The following is a 21618-nucleotide window of genomic DNA, read 5'->3' as shown; positions in this document are numbered from 1 at the left end:
TGTCCGTATCGGAGGTGCGGGGACGGCCCCTGGCCGAATGTGGTTACCGGACGTTAGGGATCCCGCACGTCGTGCTACCCTCCGGCGGGACAGGGGGCGGGGTGACGTCAGAACGTACGGGTCTGACGGATGATCTTCCGACGTAGTTGGATTCGGCGGCTTCCGTCTGGGTAGAGGCGCAAACGGTCGAGTTCCCAGCCGCCGTACTCCGCGTGCTCGGTCATGATCTGCCGGGCGACGTCACGTGTGGTGCCGCGCGGCAGCTGCAGAACGAGGTAGGTGTACTCCACCATTGCCACCATTATGACCCGGTGAACGGCGGGAGAACAGACGCCGCCGCGGACCGTCGCGAAGGGCGTGTGTCCCGGCTTGCGCCCCGACGTGTCATCCTGTCGGAGGTTTGCCACGGCGGGGACCCACGGGCATGAACCTCGGGTCGTGCAACGTTGTAGGTACCCGGGTTAACGAGACCAGACAGCGAGGTTGGAGCGACTGTGCCAGCCAAGAACGGCACTGCGAAGCGTGGTCAGGGCGGGGGGAGCGGTACCCGTCTGGTGATCGTCGAGTCGCCGGCGAAGGCGAAGACGATCGCCGGGTACCTCGGCCGTGGCTACGTCGTGGAGTCCAGTATCGGCCACATCCGGGATCTTCCCGGAAGCGCCTCCGAGGTGCCGCCGGAGTACAAGGACAAGCCGTGGGCCAAGCTCGGCGTGGACGTCGAGAGCGACTTCCGCCCGCTGTATGTGGTCAACTCCGACAAGAAGCAGCAGGTCGCCAAGCTCAAGAAGCTGCTGAAGGAGGCCGACGAGCTCTTCCTGGCCACCGACGAGGACCGCGAGGGGGAGGCCATCGCCTGGCACCTGCAGGAGGTCCTCAAGCCCAAGGTGCCGGTGCACCGGATGGTCTTCAACGAGATCACCGCCGAGGCGATCCGCCGCGCCGCCGCCAACCCGCGCAGCCTCGACCTGCGGCTGGTGGACGCGCAGGAGACCCGGCGCATCCTGGACCGGCTGTACGGCTACGAGGTCAGCCCGGTGCTGTGGGTGAAGGTCAAGCAGGGCCTGTCGGCCGGGCGGGTGCAGTCCGTGGCGACCCGGCTGGTGGTCGAGCGGGAGCGGGAGCGCATCGCGTTCGTCCCGGCCCACTACTGGGACATCACCGGCGAGTTCGACACCGGCCGGGACGAGGAGCCGCGCCGGTTCAAGGCCGGGATCATCTCCGTGGACGGCAAGCGCGTGGCGCAGGGCCGCGACTTCGCCGCCGACGGCACCCTGAAGACCAAGGGCGTGCTGCACCTGGACGAGGAGGCGGCGCGCGGCCTGGCCGAGCGGCTGGCGGGCCGTCCCTACCAGGTCACGTCGGTCGAGCAGAAGCCGTACACGCGCAAGCCGTACCCGCCGTTCCGCACCACCACGCTGCAGCAGGAGGCCAGCCGCAAGCTGGGATTCTCCGCCAAGTACACGATGTCGGTGGCGCAGAAGCTGTACGAGAACGGCTACATCACCTACATGCGGACCGACTCGATCACGCTGTCGGAGACCGCGATCACGGCGGCGCGGCGGCAGGCGGCCACGCTGTTCGGCAGCCAGTACGTGCCCGACAAGCCGCGCGTCTACAGCAGCAAGGTCAAGAACGCCCAGGAGGCGCACGAGGCGATCCGGCCGGCGGGGGACGTGTTCCGCACCCCGGCCGAGACGGGCCTGACCGGCGACCAGTTCCGGCTGTACGAGCTGATCTGGAAGCGCACGATCGCGTCCCAGATGAAGGACGCGCAGGGCCAGTCCGTGTCGGTGCGGGTCACGGGCGTGTCCTCGGCGGGCGAGACGGCCGAGTTCGGCGCGACCGGCAAGACGATCACGTTCCACGGGTTCCTGAAGGCGTATGTGGAGAGCGCCGACGACCCGTCCACCGACCGCGACGACCAGGAGCGGCGGCTGCCGACGCTGGAGCGGGGCGACGCGCTGTCGGCGCGTTCGGTCGCCGCCGAGGGGCACTCGACGCGCCCGCCCGCCCGCTACACCGAGGCCAGCCTGGTCAAGGAGCTGGAGGACCGGGAGATCGGGCGGCCGTCCACCTACGCCTCGATCATCGGGACGATCCTGGACCGCGGCTACGTGTTCAAGAAGGGCACGGCGCTGGTGCCGTCGTTCCTGGCGTTCGCCGTGGTCAACCTGCTGGAGCGGCACTTCGGCAACCTGGTCGACTACGACTTCACCGCGCACATGGAGGACGGCCTCGACGAGATCGCCCGGGGCGAGGCCGAGCGGGTGCGCTGGCTGAGCCGCTTCTACAAGGGCGAGAACGGCGACCAGGGCCTCAAGTCGCTGGTCGAGCACATCGACGACATCGACGCCAAGGGCATCAGCTCGTTCCCGATCAAGGGCAGCGACATCGTGGTGCGGGTCGGCCGGTACGGGCCGTACCTGGACCGCGACGGCGAGCGCGTCAACATCCCCGAGGACATGGCGCCCGACGAGCTGACCGCCGAGAAGGCCGAGGAGCTGTTCGCCCAGCCCAGCAGCGACCGCGAGCTGGGGGTGGACCCGGAGACGGGGCACACGATCGTCGCCAAGAGCGGGCGGTACGGGCCGTACGTCACCGAGGTGCTGCCGGAGGAGCCGGCCCCGGCCGAGGGCGAGAAGAAGAAGCGCACCAAGAAGTCCGACGCGCCCAAGCCGCGCACCGCGTCGCTGTTCCGGTCGATGAGCCTGGACACGATCACGCTGGAGGACGCGCTGCGGCTGCTGTCGCTGCCGCGGGTGGTGGGCGAGCTGGACGGTGAGACGGTCACCGCGCAGAACGGCCGGTACGGCCCGTACCTGCGCAAGGGCTCCGAGAGCCGGTCGCTCGGCTCGGAGGAGGAGCTGTTCACCGTCACGCTGGAGCAGGCCAAGGAGCTGTTCGCCCAGCCCAAGCAGCGCGGCAGGGGCCGCGCCGCGGCGTCCGCCGAGCCGCTGCGCGAGCTGGGCGAGGACCCGGGCAGCGGCAAGAAGGTCGTGGTGAAGAAGGGCCGGTACGGGCCGTACGTCACCGACGGCGAGACCAACGCGAGCCTGCGGCAGGGCGACGACCCGCAGTCGATCACGATCCAGCGGGCGGCGGAGCTGCTGGCCGAGCGCCGCGAGAAGGTCGCCGCGTCCGGCGGGGCGAAGAAGAAGACGGGCGCCAAGAAGGCGGCGAAGACGACCACCCGGCGCCGCGCGTCCGCCAAGTCCGGCTCCTGAGCGTGGCGGTGCGGGCGCGCGCCGTGGTGTCCGCCGGTGGCCGGGGGGCCGGTGCGGAAAGCGCCTTCGAATCGCTGCCGAGTCGCTGCCGGGAGGTTCCCCCACCGTGATTGCGGCGCCGATACGCTGACCAACATGACCAGAACGGGCGCCCTCCCGCCGCATGCCGCCGAGCCCACCGGTGTGTGGTCGAGCAAGCCGTTCCGCCGGTTGTGGCTCGCCGTGTCGTTGTCCGGCCTCGGCCTGTGGCTGAGCGTTCCGGCGCTGGCCGCGTCGGCCGCCGCCGCGGCCGACGGCGGGCCCGCCGCCCAGGCCCGGTCGGCCGGGCTGGTCCTGGCCGTGATGGCGCTGCCCGCGGTGCTTCTGGCGCCGCTGGCGGGGACGGCCGCGGCGCGGCTGGACGCGCGGGTGCTGCTCACGGCGGCGGACGCGCTGCGGTTCGCGCTGGTGCTGTCGGTGCCGCTGGTGGGGGCCGCGCCGTGGACGGTGGTCGCGGCGTTCCTGGTGGCGCTGCTGGCGCTGCCGTGGACGGCGGTGCCGGACGCGGCCGTCCCGGCGCTGATCGGCGCCGACCGGCAGGATGACGAGCTGCGGGGGCGGGCGCGCCGGGCCGTGCTGCGCGCCGCCTTCGGCGCCGCGCCGGTCGCCGCCGTGCTGTTCACCGTGCTGGCGCTGATCGCACGCGCCGCCGACCTGGCCGACCTTCCGCTGTACGCGACCGCCGTGGTGTTCCTGGGCGCGGCGGCGTCCGTCGCCCTGCTGCGCGACCTGCGCGGGAGCGGGGCGCCGGGCACCGCGCCGTGGCCGCTGCTGCTGGTGGTGGGCGGCGGCGCCGCGCCGCGCGGGCTGTTCCTGGCGGCCGCGGCGGCCGCGCTGACGACCGCCGCGATCGCCGCGGTCGCCGTCGGGCACGCCCGCGAGATGGGCGGCGGCGCCGCCGGGTTCGGCTCGGTCCTCATCGGCCTGACGGTCGGGCTGGCGGCCGGGATCTTCCTGGGGCCGCGCGTGCTGGGCCCGTTCAGCCGCGCCCGGCTGCTCGGCCTGGCGGTGGTGGCCGCCGCGCTGCTGCTGATCGTGGTCGCGCTGGTGCGGGACCTGGTGGTCGTGGTGTTCGTGACCTCGTTCATGAGCGTCGCCGCCGGAATGGCGTGGTCCACCGCCGCCGGCCTGGCCGGGGAGCCGACCGACGAGCAGGCCGCCGCGCCGGCCCGGCTGCGGGCCGTGGCGCTGGTCACCGGGCTGGTGGCGGTCGCGGTGCTCCCGCCGCTGGCCGCGGCGCTGGGCGACAACGCGATCGGGTCCTACGAGCTGGCCGGGACGGGCGCGGCGCTGCTGATCGCCGCCGTCCCCGCCCTGCTGGCCGGGGTGCTGGCCTACCGGCGGCTGGACGACCGGCGCGGCATCCCGCTGCTGCCGGACCTGCTGGCCGCCCTGCGCGGCGAGGTCTACACGCCGCCGAGCCGGGGCGCCGAGCGGGCGGCCGCGCCGCGCAACCGGGGCGTGTTCATCGCCTTCGAGGGCGGCGAGGGCGCGGGCAAGACCACCCAGGCCCGGCTGGCGGCGATCTGGCTGCGCGACCACGGCTACGACGTGGTCACCACGCACGAGCCGGGCGCCACCAAGATCGGCATGCGGCTGCGGGCGATGCTGCTGGACAAGCAGAACACCGGGCTGTCGGCGCGGGCCGAGACGCTGCTGTACGCGGCCGATCGCGCCGACCACGTCGCCAACGTGATCCGGCCGGCGCTGGAGCGCGGCGCGATCGTGGTCAGCGACCGGTACGTCGACTCGTCCCTGGCCTACCAGGGGTACGGGCGCCGCCAGCCGGTCGACGAGATCGCCCGGGTGAACGCGTGGGCGACCGAGGGGCTGGTGCCGGACCTGACCGTCCTGCTGGAGGTGCCGCCGGACACGGGCCTGGGGCGGCTGGCGTCCCCGGCCGACCGGATGGAGTCCGAGCCGCGCGAGTTCCACGAGCGGGTGCGCGAGGGGTTCCGCGCGCTCGCCGACGCCGACCCCGGCCGCTACCTGGTGGTGGACGCGAGCCTGCCGCAGAACGAGATCAGCCGCCTGGTGCAGGACCGCATCCGGGAGATCCTCCCCGACCCCGTTCCGGCGGGCACCGAGGAGATCACCAGCACCTTCCCCGCGATCACCGACATCTGATCTTCTGCTGGGCCGTAGCCTTGACGGGCGAGGAGGGAAGGCGGCGCCTCCTCGGCGCCCTGGAGGTGAGCGGGCAAGCAGGGTTGAGCGAGCCGGAGGGGTGCGGCGTTGCCTGGACTGACGAGCGAGGGACGGGCGAGGAGGGAAGGCGATGCCTCCTCGGCGCCCTGGAAGTGAGCGGGGGAGCAGGGCGTGAGCGTGTGGGATGACCTGGTGGGGCAGGACCCGGTCGTCGCGCAGCTGCGGTCGGCCGTCGAGGCGTCGGCGGCGGGGCGGGCGGCGGGCGACGCGGGCGGCGGCCCGGGCAAGATGGCGCACGCCTGGCTGTTCACTGGGCCGCCGGGGGCGGGCCGTTCCGCCGCGGCGCGGGCGTTCGCCGCGGCCCTGCAGTGCTCGGAGACGCCGCGCGGCTGCGGGCACTGCGCGTCCTGCCACCAGGTGCTGCAGGGCACGCACGCCGACGTGGAGGTGGTGCGTCCGTCCGGGCTGTCGTACGGCGTACGCGAGACCCGTGAGCTGGTGCTGCGCGCCTCGTCCTCGCCCAGCGGCGGACGCTGGCAGATCGTGCTGTTCGAGGACGCCGACCGGGCCACCGAGGCGGCCGCCAACGCCCTGCTGAAGGCGATCGAGGAGCCGCCGCCGCGGACGGTGTGGCTGCTGTGCGCGCCGTCCCCCGAGGACCTGGTGATGACGATCCGGTCGCGGTGCCGTCTGGTCACCCTGCGCACCCCGCCGGTCGCGGCCGTCGCCGACATGCTGGTGCGGCGGGACGGCATCGACCCGGAGACGGCGGAGGCGGCGGCGCGGGCGGCCCAGGGGCACATCGAGCGGGCCCGGCGGCTGGCCACCGACGAGCAGGCCCGGCGGCGCCGGGAGCAGGTGCTGGCCGTGCCGCGCCGGCTGACGTCGGTGGCGCCCGCGGTGGCGGCGGCCGAGGCGCTGGTCAAGGCGGCCGAGGAGGAGGCGAAGGCCACCACCGAGCGGCTGAACGAGAGCGAGACGGCGGCGCTGCGGCAGGCGCTGGGCGAGAGCGCCAAGGGGCGCATGCCGCGCGGCACCGCGGGGGCGCTCAAGGAGCTGGAGGACCGGCAGAAGTCCCGCGCCACCCGGGTCAAGCGGGACGCCCTCGACCGGGCGCTGCTGGACCTGGCGTACTACTACCGGGACGTGCTGGTCCTGCAGCTGGGCGCGGGCGGCGAGCTGGTCAACGCCGACATCGCCGCGGAGCTGCGCACGGCCGCGGCGGAGGGCAGGCCCGAGGACACCATCCGCCGCCTGGACGCGATCATGGAGTGCCGGCGGCGGCTGGACGCCAACGTCAATCCGCAGCTGGCCGTCGAGGCGCTGACCCTGGCCCTGCGCACCGGCTGACCGCGCCTCCCGGACGCGCCCGCGCGATGCGGGCTCCGGGTGCGGCCGGGATAACAGTACATGTCCCGTTTCGTTACTAAGCCGTACCGGACTCTCAACAGGCGCACGCGTAGCTTCTCCTGGCCATCAACTGCCTACCGGGGCCAAGAACCCCATTCGCCAGGAGGTTGCCTTGCGGCGCGTCGTGATCACCGCCGCCTGCGCCGTCGTCACATCGACGGCGCTCGCGCTGCCAGCGTCGGCGGTACCGGCCCAACCCGAGACCCAGGGGAAGGCGTCGGAATACGTCGTCCTTTACAAGGAGGGGGTCTCCCTCAGCAAGGCCCGCGCCGCCGTGGAGGCGGCCGGAGGCACGATCGTCAGTGAGAACGCCGACGTCGGACTGGCCACCGTCCGCACCACCAACGCCGGCTTCGCCGCCGCGGCCGCCCGGCAGGGCGCTCTGGAGGGCGCCGCCTCCAACCGCGTGATCGGGCACGCCCCCAAGGTCGCCAAGGCCGCCAAGCGGTTCGCCGTGGAGCAGGAGGGGCGCGGCCAGACCAGCGGCACGACCGCCGTCAAGCGCGCCAAGAAGGGCGAGCCGCTGGCGGACCTGCAGTGGGACATGAAGCAGATCCGCGCCACGGCCGACGGCTCGTACAAGACCGAGCCGGGCGACCGGGGCGTGCTCGTCGGCGTCATCGACACCGGCATCGACGGGAACCACCCCGACATCAAGCCCAACTTCAACCGGGCGCTCAGCCGCAACTTCACCGTCGACATCCCCACCGACGCCAACGGCGAGGAGGTCGACGGGCCGTGCGAGGACGAGCCGGACAAGTCCTGCAACGATCCGGCCGACGTGGACGAGAACGAGCACGGCACGCACGTGGCGTCCACCATCGCCTCGCCGCGCAACGGCCTGGGCATGGCGGGCGTCGCGCCGAACGTGCAGCTGGTCAACCTGCGCGCGGGGCAGGACTCGGGCTACTTCTTCCTGCAGCCGACGGTCGACGCGCTGACCTACGCCGGCAAGAACGGCATCGACGTGGTCAACATGAGCTTCTACGTCGACCCGTGGCTGTTCTACTGCCCGTCGAACCCGGCCGACTCGCCTGAGGACCAGGCCGAGCAGCGCACCGTCATCAAGGCGGTCAACCGGGCGCTGAACTTCGCGCACCGGCACGGCGTCACGCTGGTCGCCGCCGCGGGCAACGAGGCGATCGACTACACCAAGACCAACGTCGACACCAGCAGCCCGAACTTCGCGTCCGAGCCCGGCGAGCAGCCCTACGAGCGGACGATCCCGCCGAGCTGCCTGTCGCTGCCGGGCGAGGGCGACCACGTCATCCCCGTCTCCTCGACCGGGATCAGCAAGCGCAAGGCGTACTACTCCAGCTTCGGCAACGGCTACGTCCAGGTGGCCGCGCCGGGCGGCGACAAGTACGACACGGCCGACGGCAAGCTCGACGACAAGGCGGGCATCTGGGCCGCCTACCCCGAGTCCATCGCGCGCGAGCGCGGCGAGCTCAACGCCGACGGCACGCCCAACACCCCGCGGGTGATCCGCGACTGCAAGGGCGGCACCTGCGCCTACTACCAGTCGATCCAGGGCACCTCGATGGCCTCGCCGCACGTGGCCGGGGTCGCCGCGCTGATCGTCAGCAAGTACGGCAAGCGGGACCGCGTCCACGGCGGCCTGACCATGGCCCCGGACGCCGTGCGGTCCGTCCTGACCGGCACCGCGACCGAGACCGCCTGCCCGGCGGGCGGGTCGTACACCTACACCCGGTACGTGAAGCAGGCCGACGGCTCGTACCAGAAGGTCGTCGCCACGCACACGTGCGAGGGCGGCAAGAGCCGCAACGGCTTCTACGGGTACGGCATCGTCGACGCCAAGCGCGCCGTCACGCGCTGACCCGGGCCGAGTGAACGTGGCCCCCGGCGGGGCGTCCCGCCGGGGGCCACGCTGCCGGCTGCTAGTTGCAGTGGGTCAGCCAGGGGCTGCTGTCGATGTGGCGCTTGGCGCCCCGGTAGTAGATGTCCCCGGCCGCGTGGACGCATCGGCCCGCCCCCCGCACCGTGACGGGGCCGGCGTAGGAGGCGTAGACGCCGTCGTCGGCCTTCGGGGAGCCGGCGACGGGGGTGCACGTGGTGCCGCGCCGTTCACGGCACGCCGCGAGCCAGACGGCCGTGCGCAGCCGCACGCCGCGGGTCGGGCCGGCGTGGTCCATGCGCGCGCAGTTGGTCTTCCTGCTGCCGTCCCAGTAGAGCACCAGCTCGCCGATCTTGGTGTTGGCGAGGCGCAGCGGCCACCGGTGGATGAGGCGGCCGGTACAGTTCGCGGCGGCCTGGGCGGCGGGCGGTGCGGCCGCGGCGGGTGCCTGCCCGGCGGTCGCGGCGGTCGTCCCGGCCGCCGCGGTGGACGCCGTGGAGGCCGTGGACGGCTGGGCGAGCCCCAGGCCCAGCGCCGTGACGATCGTCAGGCCGAGCGCCATCTTGGTCTTCTGCATGGTTACCTCCCGTGAGAGACCCTGCACGTCACCATAGGTCACTGTCCAGATGCGCAGAGTAATATTCGCGGGGGCGGAGGTGGGCGAGCGCGTGGAGGGGGAGGCGGGGCGGTCGGGCAGGATGGGGGGCATGTCCTACCGCGTCACGTTCGTCTGCACGGGGAACATCTGCCGTTCGCCCATGGCCGAGTGGGTGTTCCGGCACCACGTCGAGGAGGAGGGCCTCGACGTCGAGGTCGACAGCTCGGGCACCGGCCCGTGGCATGTGGGAGAGGACGCCGACCCCCGCACGGTGCGCGCGCTGCGGCGGGCCGGGTACCGGTCGGCGCACGTCGCGCGGCAGTTCGAGCCGGAGTGGTTCGACAGGTACGACCTGATCCTCGCGCTGGACGAGGGGCATCTGCGGGACCTGCGGGCCATGGCCCCCGACGACGCGGCGCGCGGGCGGGTCAGGCTGCTGCGCGAGTTCGACCCCGACGCCGGGGACGACCTGGACGTGCCCGACCCCTACTACGGCGGACAGGACGACTTCGAGCGCGTGCTGAAGCTCGTCGAGGCCGCGATGCCCGGACTGCTGGACCACGTGCGCGCCGAGCTGTCCCTCGCCCGGGAGGCGTGACCGTGGCGGCGCCGCGCGAGCACGTCGCCGGCCTGCTCGGCGTGCGCGTGGAGCACGTCGGCGACCTCGGCACGAGCCACTCGTGGACGCTGCACCGCATGTCGCTGGCCGACGGCCGCGAGGTGTTCGTCAAGGCCGCGGCCGCGGACGGCGGGTTCTTCGCGGCCGAGGCGGCGGGGCTGCGCTGGCTGGCCGAGGCGGGCCCGCACGCGCCCGTCCCGGAGGTGCTGGCCGCCGACGAGCGCACGCTCGTCCTGCCGTGGCTGCCCGCCGAGCCGCCCGCGCCGCGGGCCGCCGAGCGTTTCGGACGCGACCTGGCCGCCCTGCACACCGCGTCCGCGCCGACGGCCTACGGGGCGCCCTGGGACGGCTACATCGCCGACCTGCCGCTGGACAACACCCTCGACGGCGGCGGCTGGCCGCGCTGGTACGCCGAGCGGCGCCTGGCGCCGTTCCTGCGCCGGGCCCGTCCGCACCTGTCGGCCTCCGACGTGCGGCTCGTGGAACGGGTCATCGACCGGATCGAGGAACTGGCCGGGCCGCCGGAGCCGCCGAGCCGCCTCCACGGCGACCTGTGGTCCGGCAACGTGCTGTGGACGGGCGGCCGCGCCCTGGTGATCGACCCGGCCGCGCACGGCGGCCACCGCGAGACCGACCTGGCCATGCTCGCGCTGTTCGGCGCCCCGCATCTGGAGCGCGTCCTGGCGGCCTACGACGAGGCGGCGCCGCTCGCCGACGGGTGGCGGCGGCGGGTCGCGCTGCACCAGCTGCATCCGCTGCTCGTCCACGTCGCCTTGTTCGGCGCCTCCTACCGGGCGCGGACGGTCGAAGCCGCCCGCGCCGCGTTGGCCGCGGCGTCCTGACCGGATGCGGCGTTCCCCGCGGAGATCGGAAGACTTACGCTGCTGGACGGTGCGGGGCCGCGCGGGGGGACGCGGGGCGGCGTACCCGGCCGGAACGCGCCCGGCGATACGGCCGACATGCCGGACTCGTTAGCGTCTTCCGAGTAACTCCGCAATCATGGCATTCCGTATGCGGCAGATGAGATAGAAACGACGGGTCCGTTAATCCCCGGGAACGCGGAGAGGTGGCTGGGCTTCCCCGATGGACGGCAAGCACAAGCAGGCGGGTGCCGGACCCCGGGTGCGCGGCGTCTGGCGGAGCATGGTGCCGGTCGGTGTCGCCACGATGATCGCCTTCGGGATCGCCGGCTTCGTCGACCTGGTGCACGCGCACCAGAACGCCGACGACGGGGAGCGCGCCGCCAAGCCGGCCGCCGAGCGCCAGAGCACCGAGCCGCGCCGCTTCGTGGGGGTGCAGCGCGACGGCACCGCGCTGGTGGTGCGGGACCTGCGCACCGGAGGCACGGTCGGGGTGCCCGTGGCGGCGCCGCCCGGACGGCGGTTCCAGCGGATCGCGTCGAGCGGCGAGGGGGAGTACGTCGTCGCCTCGTACGCCTCGCGCAGGATCACCTTCCAGCGGCTCGCCCTGGACAAGGAAGGCCGTCCCGAGGGGCTCGCGGACATCCCGCGCGCGGTCGTGCCCGGGGTGTCGGCCGCGTGGTCGGAGATGGCGGTGCACCCGGACGGCGACCGCATCGCCTACGTCACCTACCAGGGCATGACGCCCCAGGTGCAGGTCGTGTCCGCCAAGACGGGGCAGCGCAAGATGTGGCGGACGTCCTCGCCCGCGCGCGTGGCGAGCCTGTCGTGGGCGGGCGACACCCTGAACTTCCTGTACACCCCGGCGCGCCCGGGCGCCACGAAGGCCGCCGCGCAGATGCGCGCCCTGAACACCGCGGGCCGGTCCGGGGATCTGCGCGCCAGCACACCGGTGCTGAAGCTGCCCTCCGGTACGGGGGCCGCGCTGAGCAGCCGCGACGGCCGCACGGTCGTGGCGGGCCTCACCGCCCGCGGGCAGCTGTCGCTGCAGACGTACACGGTCCAGAACAGGCAGCCCGGCAAGGTGCTGTGGAAGCAGAGCGGGGCGACGTCCCGCCTCGTGCGGATCGTCCGCGACCACACCGGCAAGCACCTGCTGGCCTTCGGCGCCGACGGACGGCTCTACGCCGACGGCGCGCCGCCCCTGCGGGGCGCCGACCTCATCGACGTCGCCTGGTGATCGGTGATGACGCGGTGATGCGGTCGTCCGGAACACCGGCGGCGCGCTGACGCGGACGGCGGGGCGACCGCACGGTCGCCCCGCCAATCCGTCCATACCGGGGAAAGCCCGGACCACGTAGTGTTGGTCCCACGGAACCGGGCGAACGGAGCAGACCGTGGGCATGGTGATGGCCGTCAGCTTCACCCGTTACGGACGGCTCTATTACCTCGACCCCGGCCCGCACTCTCCCAAGGTCGGCGACAAGGTGCTCGTCCCGACCGACGCGGGCCCCGAGGTCGCCGAGTGCGTGTGGGCGCCGCAGTGGGTGTCCGAGGACATCGAGGGGCTGCCGGTGTGCGCCGGTCTCGCCACCGACGAGCACCTGGCCCGCGACGAGGCCAACCGCCGCCGCCGCGCCGAAGGCCGTGCGATCGCCAAGCGGCTGATCCGCAAGCACGGGCTGCCCATGAAGGTGATCGGCGTCGACTACCTGGACGCCGACAACATCTTCAAGATCTACTTCTCGGCGCCGCACCGGGTGGACTTCCGCGCCCTGGTGCGCGACCTGGCCCGCAACATCCGCGCCCGGGTGGAGCTGCGGCAGGTGGGCCCCCGCGACGAGGCCCGGCTGCAGGGCGGCATCGGGCCGTGCGGCCGCGACCTGTGCTGCGCCACGTTCCTCAAGGACTTCGAGCCGGTGTCGGTCCGCATGGCCAAGGACCAGGACCTGCCCGTCAACCCGCTGCGCATCGCGGGGGCGTGCGGGCGCCTGATGTGCTGCCTGAAGTACGAGCACCCGCTGTACGTGCAGGCGCACCAGCGGATGCCCCGGCTCGGCGAACGCGTCGACACGCCCGAGGGCCCCGGCCAGGTGGTGGGACGCAATGTGCCGTCCGACACCGTGACCGTCCGCCTCAACGGCGGCGGCCGCTGCTCGTGCCCGTCCGCCTCCGTCTGCTCCCCGCGGCGCCAGTACGACGCCGCCTACGGCACTCCGCCCGGCGACGCGGCCGCGGACTGACGGCGTCAGAACACGGCGTCAGAACTTGGTCTTCGGCCTCTCCTGCCGGACGCCGTCGACGAACACGTCCACCTTCTCGTCGTAGAAGCAGACGAGCCCGGCGATCTTCTGGCTCTCCGGCAGCGGGCGGCGGTACGACCAGGCCAGATCCTTGTGCACCCGGTCGCCGACGCGCACCGACCAGTACTCGGCCTCCCCCTTGTACGGGCAGCCGGTGACGGTGTCGGACGGTTCGAGCAGGTCCATGCGCACGTGCGTCTTCGGCAGGTAGTAGCGGACGGGCAGCCCGGTCTCGAACAACAGGTGCGGGCTGCCCGACTCGGCCACGGTCACCCCGTCCACCTCGATGCGCACGTGCCGCGAGCTCGCCAGCACGTCGATGCGGTGGTACGGGTCGCGCGGGTGGACGAAGACCTGCTCGTCCTCCTCGAACCAGGCGTCCATCGCGTCCCAGTCGAGCCGGACCAGGTCGCGCAGCTCCTCGATGGGCGACTGCTCGTAGCGCAGCGCCGCCCCCGGAGCCTGCGCCCCGTCGGCCTTCACGGTAAACGCCGTCGCGTCCCCCCGGCTCGGCGAGTGCCTGCCGGGCCCGTCGGGCACCAGCTCCGCCCGCACGTCCTCCAACGGGATGTAGTAGGTCGGGTAGTAGGGGCTCTCCCAGACGAGCACCGGCCGCACTGTGTCGGCGACGACCTGCCCCCCGAGATAGGCCCTGACGCGCTTGGCCGACCGCTCGACGCGGATACGGCTCCTGCTGCTGCTCATGTATCGCGGCAACAGGCGCCGTCCCACCGCTATTTCCGGACGGGGGGCCTTTCAGGGACAACCTTTGCCTGAGGGGCGCCCTTCCTACGGGGAAGGGCCGCGACCGGCACCAGCGCCACGGCCACGATGGCCGGCGCCCACCACAGGGCGTGCGTGAACGCGTCGGTGAGCAGCACGGGCGCGTCCGGCAGGCGGGACGCCCGGGCGGCGACCTCCTCCAGCGTTCCGCGCGCCCCGGGGATCTCGTCCTGCAGGGACATCTGCAGGATCACCGTCAGCGCGGCCATGCCGAACGCGCTGCCGACGCGCACCAGGATGTTCGCGGCCGTCGTCGCCGCCGGGACGGACGCCCGCGGCAGCCCCTGGTAGGCGGCCGCCATCAGCGGCGGGGTGATGGCGCCGTGCCCGATGCCGACCACCAGAACCGCCGCCATGATCGGCAGCTCGCCCGTGCCCGGCTCGGCCATGGTCAGGCCCAGCATCCCGCACAGCGCCACCAGCATCCCGCCCGCCGCAGGCCACCGGGCGCCGTACCGGTCGGCCAGCCGTCCCGCCACCGGCATCGTGACCATCGCGCCCAGCCCGAGCGGGGCCAGCAGCAGACCGGCCCGCACCGGCGTCTCCTGCCGTGCCACCTGTGCGAGCAGCGGGATCAGCACCATCAGCCCGAACACCGCGCCGCTGTAGAGGAACAGCCCGCCGGTGGCCGCGGTGAACGCGCGGGAGCGCAGCGGCCGCAGGTCGACCAGCGCGCCGTCGCCCTTGCGCAGGGCATGTGCGGCGAACGCGGCGACCAGCACGGCGCCGCCTCCGGCGAAGACGAGCGACCTGGTCGGCCCCGCCCCGTCACCGGCCTCCGACAGCCCGTACACCAGCAGCGCCAGGCCGGGCGACAGCAGCGCCAGGCCCGGCACGTCCAGCCGGGCGCTCGGGTCGCGTTCGGTGTCGCGGGGCAGCATCCGCAGCGCCGCCACCAGCGCCACCGCGCAGAACGGGATGTTGACGTAGAACATCCAGCGCCACGACAGGTGGTCGACGATCAGCCCGCCCAGCACCGGCCCCAGCACGGGCGCGAGCATCGCGGGCACCGACACGATCGCCATCACCCGTCCCATGCGGTCCGGCCCCGCCGCCCGGGCGAGCATCATCTGGCCGACCGGCATCAGCATTCCGCCGCCGACGCCCTGCACCACCCGGAAGGCGACCAGCGCGGGCACCGACCAGGCCAGCCCGCACAGCAGCGACCCGCCGATGAACAGCGCCAGCGACACCAGCCACATGGTGCGCTGGCCGAACCGGCGCACCGACCATCCGGTCAGCGGGATCGCCATGGACAGCGCCAGCGTGTACCCGGTGAGCACCCACTGGACGGCCGACAGCGAGGCGTCGAAGTCGGTGCCCAGGGCGGTGACGGCGACGTTGACGATCGTGGTGTCCAGCACCGTCATGATCGCCCCGAGCAGCACGACGACCGCCAGCCGCCGCAACCGGGCGTCGATGGTGGACATGTGCACAGCCCTCCTTTCCGTACGGTGTATCGGCAGAGACGATACATCGTACGGTTATGTCCGTACACCGTATCGGTCTGCCGGTACGGCGTACCGCTAGGATCGGGGCGTGCCCGGAACCGCCAGAGACCGCAGCTCGCCCTCCGCACCCGTCTGGGCGCGGCAGCGCGGCGGGCGCCGGCCCCGGCTGACCCGGGAGGCGATCGTGGCCGCCGCGATCGAGATCGCCGACGCCGAGGGCCTGGAGGCGGTGTCCATCCGCCGCGTCGCCGCCGCGCTCGGCGTGCGCCCGATGAGCCTCTACACGCACATCGAGCGCAAGGAGGACCTGTTCGACCTCATGTCCGACGAGGTCAACCGGGAAATGATCATCGAGGGCGAGCTGCCGTCCCACTGGCGCGAGGCGATCACGCTGATCGCCCGGCGCGAGCACGAGGTCATCCTGCGCCACCCCTGGGTGATCGACCTGGTGGCCCGCCACCCCCGCGTCGGGCCCAACGGGCTGCGGCACGGCGAGCAGAACCTGTGCGCCCTGTCCGGCCTGGACGTCGACCTCGCCACCGCCGCCCGCATCGTCACGGCCGTCGACCACTACATGACCGGCTACGTCATCCGCGAACGGCTGCTGCGCGACCAGCGGCCCGACCACCTCGCCGAGCCCTACATCCAGCAGATGATCAACGAGGGCGACTTCCCGCACCTGCGCCGCGCCATGCGCGAGGGCGTTCCCCAGCAGGAGTCCTTCGAGGAGGGGCTGCGCTGGCTGCTGGACGGCATCGAACGCTCCCTCGGCCGCGGCTGACCGCGGTGCGCCTTGCCCGGGTTCGACGGCTTCCGCCTCGACCGCGCCGGACCGGATGCCGCCCCGATCGGCGCCGCCTGGGCCAAGCCCGCCGCCCGACCACGTAGCGTGGGTGGCGCACGCCGGGCCGCGACGACGAGACGGGGGACCCAGTGAGGCTCATCGCCACCGCCATCGTGCTCAGTCTGGCCATGGTCGCCGGATGCGACTCCCAACCCGAGCAGACCTCCCGGCAGCGCCCGCCCGCCGGCGCCGCGGCGGGCATGGACACCTACTACAAGCAGCGGCTCAACTGGTCCGACTGCGGCGACGGCTTCCAGTGCGCCACCGCCGAGGTCCCCCTCGACTACGCCAGACCCGGCGGCGACCGGCTGCGGCTCTCCCTCACCCGGCTGCCCGCCGAGGACGGCTCCCGCCGCGTCGGATCGCTGTTCACCAACCCCGGCGGCCCCGGCGGCTCGGGCGTCCAGTTCGTCCGCCAGGCCGCCCGAACCTTCGGCGCCGACGTGCGCAAACGCTTCGACATCATCGGCTTCGACCCCCGCGGCGTCGGCTCCAGCTCCCCCCTCCGCTGCCTGACCGGCCCGCAGCTGGACGCCTTCTACGCCGCCGACACCACCCCCGACGACCCGAAGGAGGTCGACGCCCTGGCGGCCGAGGGCCGCAAGTTCGCCGACACCTGCCGCACCAAGGCCGCCAAGCTCCTGCCGTACGTCGGCACCGCCAACGCCGCCCGCGACATGGACGTCCTGCGCGCCGCGGTCGGCGACGACAAGCTCACCTACTACGGCGCCTCCTACGGCACCTACCTCGGCGCGTCCTACGCCGACCAGTTCCCCGGCAAGGTCCGCGCCCTCGTCCTGGACGGCGCCGTCGACCCCAAGCTCTCGTCCACCGAGACCCTCATCGAGCAGGCCAAGGGCTTCGAGACCGCCCTGCGCGCGTTCGCCGCCGACTGCGCCGAGCGCCCCGACTGCCCCCTCGGCACCGACCCCGACGCCGCCCTGGACCGGCTCACCGACCTGCAGAGACGAGCCGACGCCGAACCCCTGGCCAACACCCGCGACTCCCGCCCGGTCACCGAGTCCTGGGCGGCCATGGGCGTGGCGACCGCGCTGTACGCCAAGGAGTACTGGCCCATCCTGCGCCAGGCCCTCACCCAGGCGATCCGGAAGAACGACGGCACCCTGCTGATCGCGCTGGCCGACCAGATGGTCGAACGCGAGCGGAACGGCACCTACAGCAACCAGACCGACGCCAACATGGCCGTCAACTGCGTCGACAAGCCCAACCCGCCCGACCTCGCCACCTACCGCAAGGCGGTGGACGAGGCCGAGAAGGCCGCCCCCCGCTTCGGCGAGTTCGTCGTCTGGGGCGGCCTGCCCTGCGTCTACTGGCCCGCCCAGACCAAGCAGCAGCCCCGGCCGCTGACCGCCAAGGGCGCCGCCCCCATCCTGGTGATCGGCACCCTCCGCGACCCCGCCACCCCCTACTCGTGGGCGAAGAACCTCGCGGGCGAGCTGTCCTCCGGCGTCCTGCTGACCCTCGACGGCGACGGGCACACCGCCTACCTCCAGGGCAACGCCTGCATAACCGCCGCGACCGACCGCTACCTCCTCACGGCGCAGCCTCCCAAGGACGGCACCGTCTGCCGCTGAAAACCGATGCACGCATCGCCCCCAGAAACCGGTAGACTCCGGTACGGCACGCCGCCTTAGCTCAGTCGGCAGAGCGGCTCACTCGTAATGAGCAGGTCGTCGGTTCGATTCCGACAGGCGGCTCCGCGTGCGACCAGGGCGTCCGTCCCCACGGGGCGGGCGCCCTGGTCGTTCTGGTCGCGGTTCGGCCCACCGGGACCCCGGAGCGCCCGCCCGATCCGAGCCATCCCGTCCTCCGCCATCGGCGGAGCGACATGCGTGTGCCGTTGCGTCTCCTGGATGTCGGAGTACCCCAAGATTCTCGGCACGGTGCGGGCGTGCGTGCCCTGCTCGATCAATGCGGCTGCTGTGACCGCGCGGACGTCTCAGGCGGGTGTGTCCGTTCATGGCGGCGCTGCGTCTAAGGTGCGCCGGGACATTGAGTGTCCTGCATCCGACACGGCGCGATCATGCAGGAGGGGCGGCGGACGTCTGTGGACGTGGTGCGGTTGGCGGCCGAGGTGACGCCGTATGTGACGGCGGCTGCGGGTGCTTATGGGGCTGGGGTGCTGACGCGTGTGGGAGACCGGGCGAGTGAGGCGACGGCCGATGCCGCGGTCGGGTGGGGGCGGCGGCTGGCCCAGCGGATCTTCGGTGTCCGCGCCCGAGAGGACGAGGCCGCCGGCGGCGAGGATGATGAGGTGGTGGACGGTGAGGTGGTGCCGGAGGCGCTGGCGGATGTGATCGACGACCCGGATGATGCGGACAATCAGGCGGCGTTGCGCAAGGCGATCCGCAAGGCGCTGGCCGCCGATGCGCAACTGGCCGGGGAGGTGGCGGAGCTGCTGGCGCAGGCGCAGCGGTCGGGGGCGCAGGTGACGTCGTACGGGGACCGGTCGCCGGCGACGGGCGCCAACTACGGCATCATCGCCACGGGCGACAGCAACACCTTCACCCGCTGAACCGCTGATGGCAGACCCGTCCGACCGCGGAGGAAAGCGCGTCAGCTCGTCTCGTGCGGCCCACGTCCAGACTCACGGTGAGCGGTCCCCGGCCATCGGCGTCAATTACGGGACGGTCGTCACCGGCGACAACACCCACCTGGTCCAGGTGCAGGCGGCGGCGTTCCCCGATCCTGCGCAGATGCGTCCGGCGGCGCGGGTGGTGGGGCTGCCGCGTCCGGCGACGCCGGTGTTCGTGGGCCGCCAGGACGCTTTGGAGCAGGTGGAGCGGGCGTTGGCGGTCGCCGATGGGGTGGTGGTGTCGCAGGCGTTCGTCGGGATGGGCGGGGTGGGCAAGTCGGAGCTGGCGTTGCAGTACGCCGAGCGCGCCCGCGACCGCTACCGCCTGGTGTGGTGGATCACCGCCGAGGCGTCCGCGCAGGTCGATGCGGGGCTGGCGGAGTTGGCGCGGCACCTGGTCCCGGACGCGGCGCGGGCGGCCCGGGCCGAGGAGGCCGCGGCGTGGGTGTGCGGGTGGTTGCGGGCGCATCCGGGGTGGCTGCTGGTGCTGGACAACGTCACTCGCCCGTCGGATGTCGCTGGGTTGTTGGGGCGGTTGGAGGGCGGGCATGTGCTGATCACCAGTCGTCGGGACGTGCGCTGGCCCGGCCGCACCGCGACCGTGCGCCTGGACCTGCTGGACCCGGACGCGTCGGTCGAGCTGATCACCGCCGTCACCGGCCGCACCACGTCGGCCGACCGGCGGGCGGCGCTGGGCATCGCCGAGGAGCTGGGGTTCTTGCCGCTGGCGTTGGACCAGGCCGCCGCCTACATCCGCCAATCCGGCATCACCCCGGCCGTCTATCTGGAGCGGCTGCGGCGCCGCCCGGCCCGCTACTACGCCAAGGCGGCCGATGGGGACAAGGCGCAGGCGACGATCGCCCGCCTGTGGGACATCACACTGGAAACCCTGACCCGCGACGCCCCGCACGCGGTGGAGCTGGCTGCGGTCCTCGCCCACTACGCCCCCGACGACATCCCCCGCACCCTGCTGGGCGGCGGCGTCGAAGAGGACGTGGAAGCGGCCGACGAGGCGTTGGGGGTGCTGGCCTCGCACAGCATGGTGGACCGAACCTACCGGACGGTGAGGATGCACCGCCTCACCCAAGCCGCCGTCCTGTCCAAACTCCGCCAAACCGACACGGCCCGCCGAACCGCGCTCGCCTGGCTCCATGCCGCCATGCCCCCCGGCGACCCCATCACCGAGGTGAACGCCTGGCCCCTCTGGCGTTCCCTGACCCCGCATGTCGAGGCGGTCAGCCGCCACTACTCGACCGGCCGACAGCCCCGACGACTCGGCGACGTCCTCAACAAGACCGCCATCTTCCTGATCTCGCAGGGCGAGTACCAGCGCGCCCACACCATGCTCACCACCGCGGTCGCCCTCGTCGAGGCGGCGTTGGGCCCCGACCACCCGGACGTCGCCATCCCGCTGGCCAACCTGGCCAGCACCTACAGCGATCTGGGACGGGCCGCAGAGGCGCTGCCGTTGGAGAAGCGGGTGTTGGCCCTCACCGAAAAGGCGTTGGGGCCTGACCACCCCACCGTCGCAATCTGCCTGGGGAACCTGGCCGACACCTACCGCACTCTCGGGCGAAGCGCTGAGGCGCTACCGCTGTTCGAGCGGGCGTTGGCCATCAATGAGGCGGCATTGGGCTCCGACCATCTTGCCGTCGCAACCAGCTTGGGGAACCTGGCCCGCGCTTACCGCGCTCTGGGACGGGCCGCAGAGGCGCTGCCGTTGGAGGAGCGCGCACTGGCCGTCGCCGAGGCGGCGCTGGGGCCTGACCACCCCGGCGTCGCCGTCGGCCTGAACAACCTGGCCAGCACGTACCGTGCTCTGGGGCGGCCCGCGGAGGCGCTACCGCTGTTCGAGCGGGCGTTGACCATCAATGAGGCGGCATTGGGCCACGACCACCCGGACGTCGCAATCATCTTGGGGAACCTGGCCGACACCTGCCGTGCTCTCGGCCGAGCCGCCGAATCGCTCGACGCGGTCAAGCGGGCCGAACGGATCGCATCGGCTGCTCTCGGGATGGAGCACCCCACGACGCGGGCTCTGCAGCAATACGCTGCCCACCTGAGAACTCTGTTCGGAGCCCCTGACTGAGAGACGGAACGCAAGCACAGCAACAGCGGCAGTTCTCGTTGGCTTGGGGCACGGCCCACGGTGCCCGCCTGAACCGCCCCACCATCATCGGTGTGCCGACGGGCATGAGTTGCCGCATCCCCCAGAGGGAAACCGGCTCGCGTTGGGGGACAAGCGTGTTCGGTGACCTGTGGCGGGTGGACCGAATGCGCGTGTGAGGGCGCCGCCTCCCGGGTGCGGCCCAACCAGTGCGGTGGCGGATGCCGCTTCGGCGTAGGTAGTGGGGCTGCTGCTATTCGGGCTCAGTTGGTGCGGCGTGCCTCAGGCAGGGACAGTGCGCTAGCGCACCAAAGCGGATGGTGGCCGCAGGCCGGTGCGAGGCGGCGGACAGGCTGCCGTGTGCGTGTCGGACGGGGCGGGCGTTTCGCATGCGCCGTGCCTCCCGGAGAACCCCGGGTCCTTCAGTACGTCGGAGGGGCGCTCAGGGCGTTGTGCTCCTTGCCGGTGTTGCCGCACATGCGGCAGGGCTCGTCCACACGCGCCCACGAAAGCTCGCCTTCGGCCGTCTGATGCGGGCGCTCCGGACGCCACCACCCCGACCCGCGGCAGAACCGGCATGCTCGGTCGTCGCTGTCGCACCACTCGCATGGCACGTTCCCACAACGTGCGCGCTTGGTTTTCATCGGCACTTTCCAGTGCCCCGGCAGACGTGGCAGTTCTCCACGCTCGTGCGCCATGTGATCGAACCGTCGTTCTCTTTCTGCGGCCGCTCGTAGGTGACTTCGCCCGATCCGGCACAGTGGCCGCACACCGGGAGATC

16 protein-coding genes and 1 tRNA gene are annotated in these 21618 nt (G+C 72.8%); 13 read left to right on the top strand and 4 right to left on the bottom strand.

Going from position 1 to position 21618, the window contains the following annotated elements:
• Positions 1-107: 107 nt before the first annotated feature.
• The gene (locus ABD879_RS05775) at positions 108-293 is read right to left on the bottom strand and encodes a DUF5703 family protein (protein ID WP_285497280.1); all 186 of its coding nucleotides are present in this window, start codon (positions 291-293) and stop codon (positions 108-110) included.
• Positions 294-494: 201 nt separating this feature from the next.
• Between ABD879_RS05775 and topA the strand changes: the two genes are divergently transcribed.
• The 4 genes from topA (at position 495) to ABD879_RS05755 (ending at position 8658) form a co-directional block, all read left to right on the top strand.
• On the top strand, positions 495-3224 hold the full coding sequence (gene topA / locus ABD879_RS05770) for a type I DNA topoisomerase (protein ID WP_425549620.1): 2730 nt from the start codon (positions 495-497) through the stop codon (positions 3222-3224).
• A gap of 135 nt (positions 3225-3359) precedes the next feature.
• Positions 3360-5390, top strand: a complete 2031-nt coding sequence (gene tmk / locus ABD879_RS05765) for a dTMP kinase (RefSeq protein WP_345018129.1) — start codon at positions 3360-3362, stop codon at positions 5388-5390.
• 192 nt (positions 5391-5582) lie between these two features.
• A complete protein-coding gene (locus tag ABD879_RS05760) occupies positions 5583-6761 on the top strand; it encodes a DNA polymerase III subunit delta' (RefSeq protein WP_345018127.1) in 1179 nt (392 codons plus the stop codon).
• A gap of 172 nt (positions 6762-6933) precedes the next feature.
• Positions 6934-8658 (top strand): S8 family serine peptidase, encoded by a 1725-nt coding sequence (locus ABD879_RS05755; protein ID WP_345018126.1) that lies wholly within the window; start codon positions 6934-6936, stop codon positions 8656-8658.
• A gap of 61 nt (positions 8659-8719) precedes the next feature.
• Here the strand turns inward: ABD879_RS05755 and ABD879_RS05750 are convergent, their stop codons facing one another.
• Positions 8720-9253 carry a hypothetical protein gene (locus ABD879_RS05750; protein ID WP_345018125.1) on the bottom strand — a complete coding sequence of 178 codons (534 nt, stop codon included), beginning with the start codon at positions 9251-9253 and terminating at the stop codon, positions 8720-8722.
• 130 nt (positions 9254-9383) lie between these two features.
• On the opposite strand from ABD879_RS05750, the gene ABD879_RS05745 reads away from it, so the two are divergent.
• The 4 genes from ABD879_RS05745 (at position 9384) to ABD879_RS05730 (ending at position 12996) form a co-directional block, all read left to right on the top strand.
• On the top strand, positions 9384-9872 hold the full coding sequence (locus ABD879_RS05745; protein ID WP_345018123.1) for a low molecular weight protein-tyrosine-phosphatase: 489 nt from the start codon (positions 9384-9386) through the stop codon (positions 9870-9872).
• Between the two features lie 2 nt (positions 9873-9874).
• Entirely contained in the window at positions 9875-10735 is an 861-nt protein-coding gene (locus ABD879_RS05740) for a fructosamine kinase family protein (RefSeq protein ID WP_378272647.1), read from the top strand.
• A 241-nt stretch (positions 10736-10976) separates the two neighbouring features.
• On the top strand, positions 10977-11993 hold the full coding sequence (locus ABD879_RS05735; RefSeq protein ID WP_345018122.1) for a hypothetical protein: 1017 nt from the start codon (positions 10977-10979) through the stop codon (positions 11991-11993).
• Positions 11994-12156: 163 nt separating this feature from the next.
• Complete coding sequence (locus ABD879_RS05730; RefSeq protein WP_345018192.1) at positions 12157-12996, top strand: PSP1 domain-containing protein; 840 nt, start codon at positions 12157-12159, stop codon at positions 12994-12996.
• A gap of 18 nt (positions 12997-13014) precedes the next feature.
• On the opposite strand, the gene ABD879_RS05725 is transcribed toward ABD879_RS05730, so the two are convergent.
• Both ABD879_RS05725 and ABD879_RS05720 read right to left on the bottom strand, forming a co-directional pair.
• Positions 13015-13761 carry a DUF427 domain-containing protein gene (locus ABD879_RS05725; RefSeq protein ID WP_345018121.1) on the bottom strand — a complete coding sequence of 249 codons (747 nt, stop codon included), beginning with the start codon at positions 13759-13761 and terminating at the stop codon, positions 13015-13017.
• Between the two features lie 29 nt (positions 13762-13790).
• Positions 13791-15269 (bottom strand): DHA2 family efflux MFS transporter permease subunit, encoded by a 1479-nt coding sequence (locus ABD879_RS05720; RefSeq protein WP_345018119.1) that lies wholly within the window; start codon positions 15267-15269, stop codon positions 13791-13793.
• A gap of 109 nt (positions 15270-15378) precedes the next feature.
• Between ABD879_RS05720 and ABD879_RS05715 the strand changes: the two genes are divergently transcribed.
• From ABD879_RS05715 to ABD879_RS05695, 5 genes are all read left to right on the top strand, one after another.
• Complete coding sequence (locus tag ABD879_RS05715; protein ID WP_345018118.1) at positions 15379-16071, top strand: TetR/AcrR family transcriptional regulator C-terminal domain-containing protein; 693 nt, start codon at positions 15379-15381, stop codon at positions 16069-16071.
• Positions 16072-16223: 152 nt separating this feature from the next.
• A complete protein-coding gene (locus tag ABD879_RS05710) occupies positions 16224-17729 on the top strand; it encodes an alpha/beta hydrolase (protein WP_345018116.1) in 1506 nt (501 codons plus the stop codon).
• A 50-nt stretch (positions 17730-17779) separates the two neighbouring features.
• Positions 17780-17852: transfer RNA gene (locus tag ABD879_RS05705), tRNA-Thr, on the top strand.
• 350 nt (positions 17853-18202) lie between these two features.
• Complete coding sequence (locus tag ABD879_RS05700; protein ID WP_345018114.1) at positions 18203-18670, top strand: hypothetical protein; 468 nt, start codon at positions 18203-18205, stop codon at positions 18668-18670.
• Between the two features lie 7 nt (positions 18671-18677).
• Positions 18678-20819, top strand: coding sequence for a tetratricopeptide repeat protein (locus ABD879_RS05695; protein WP_345018112.1), 2142 nt, complete (start codon positions 18678-18680; stop codon positions 20817-20819).
• Positions 20820-21618: the final 799 nt, after the last annotated feature.

It is taken from the genome of Actinomadura keratinilytica, from assembly GCF_039539665.1.
Classification (GTDB): Bacteria; Actinomycetota; Actinomycetes; order Streptosporangiales; family Streptosporangiaceae; genus Spirillospora; species Spirillospora keratinilytica.
Note: the sequence above shows the minus strand (reverse complement) of the source record. Positions and strands in the feature narration are given on the sequence as shown.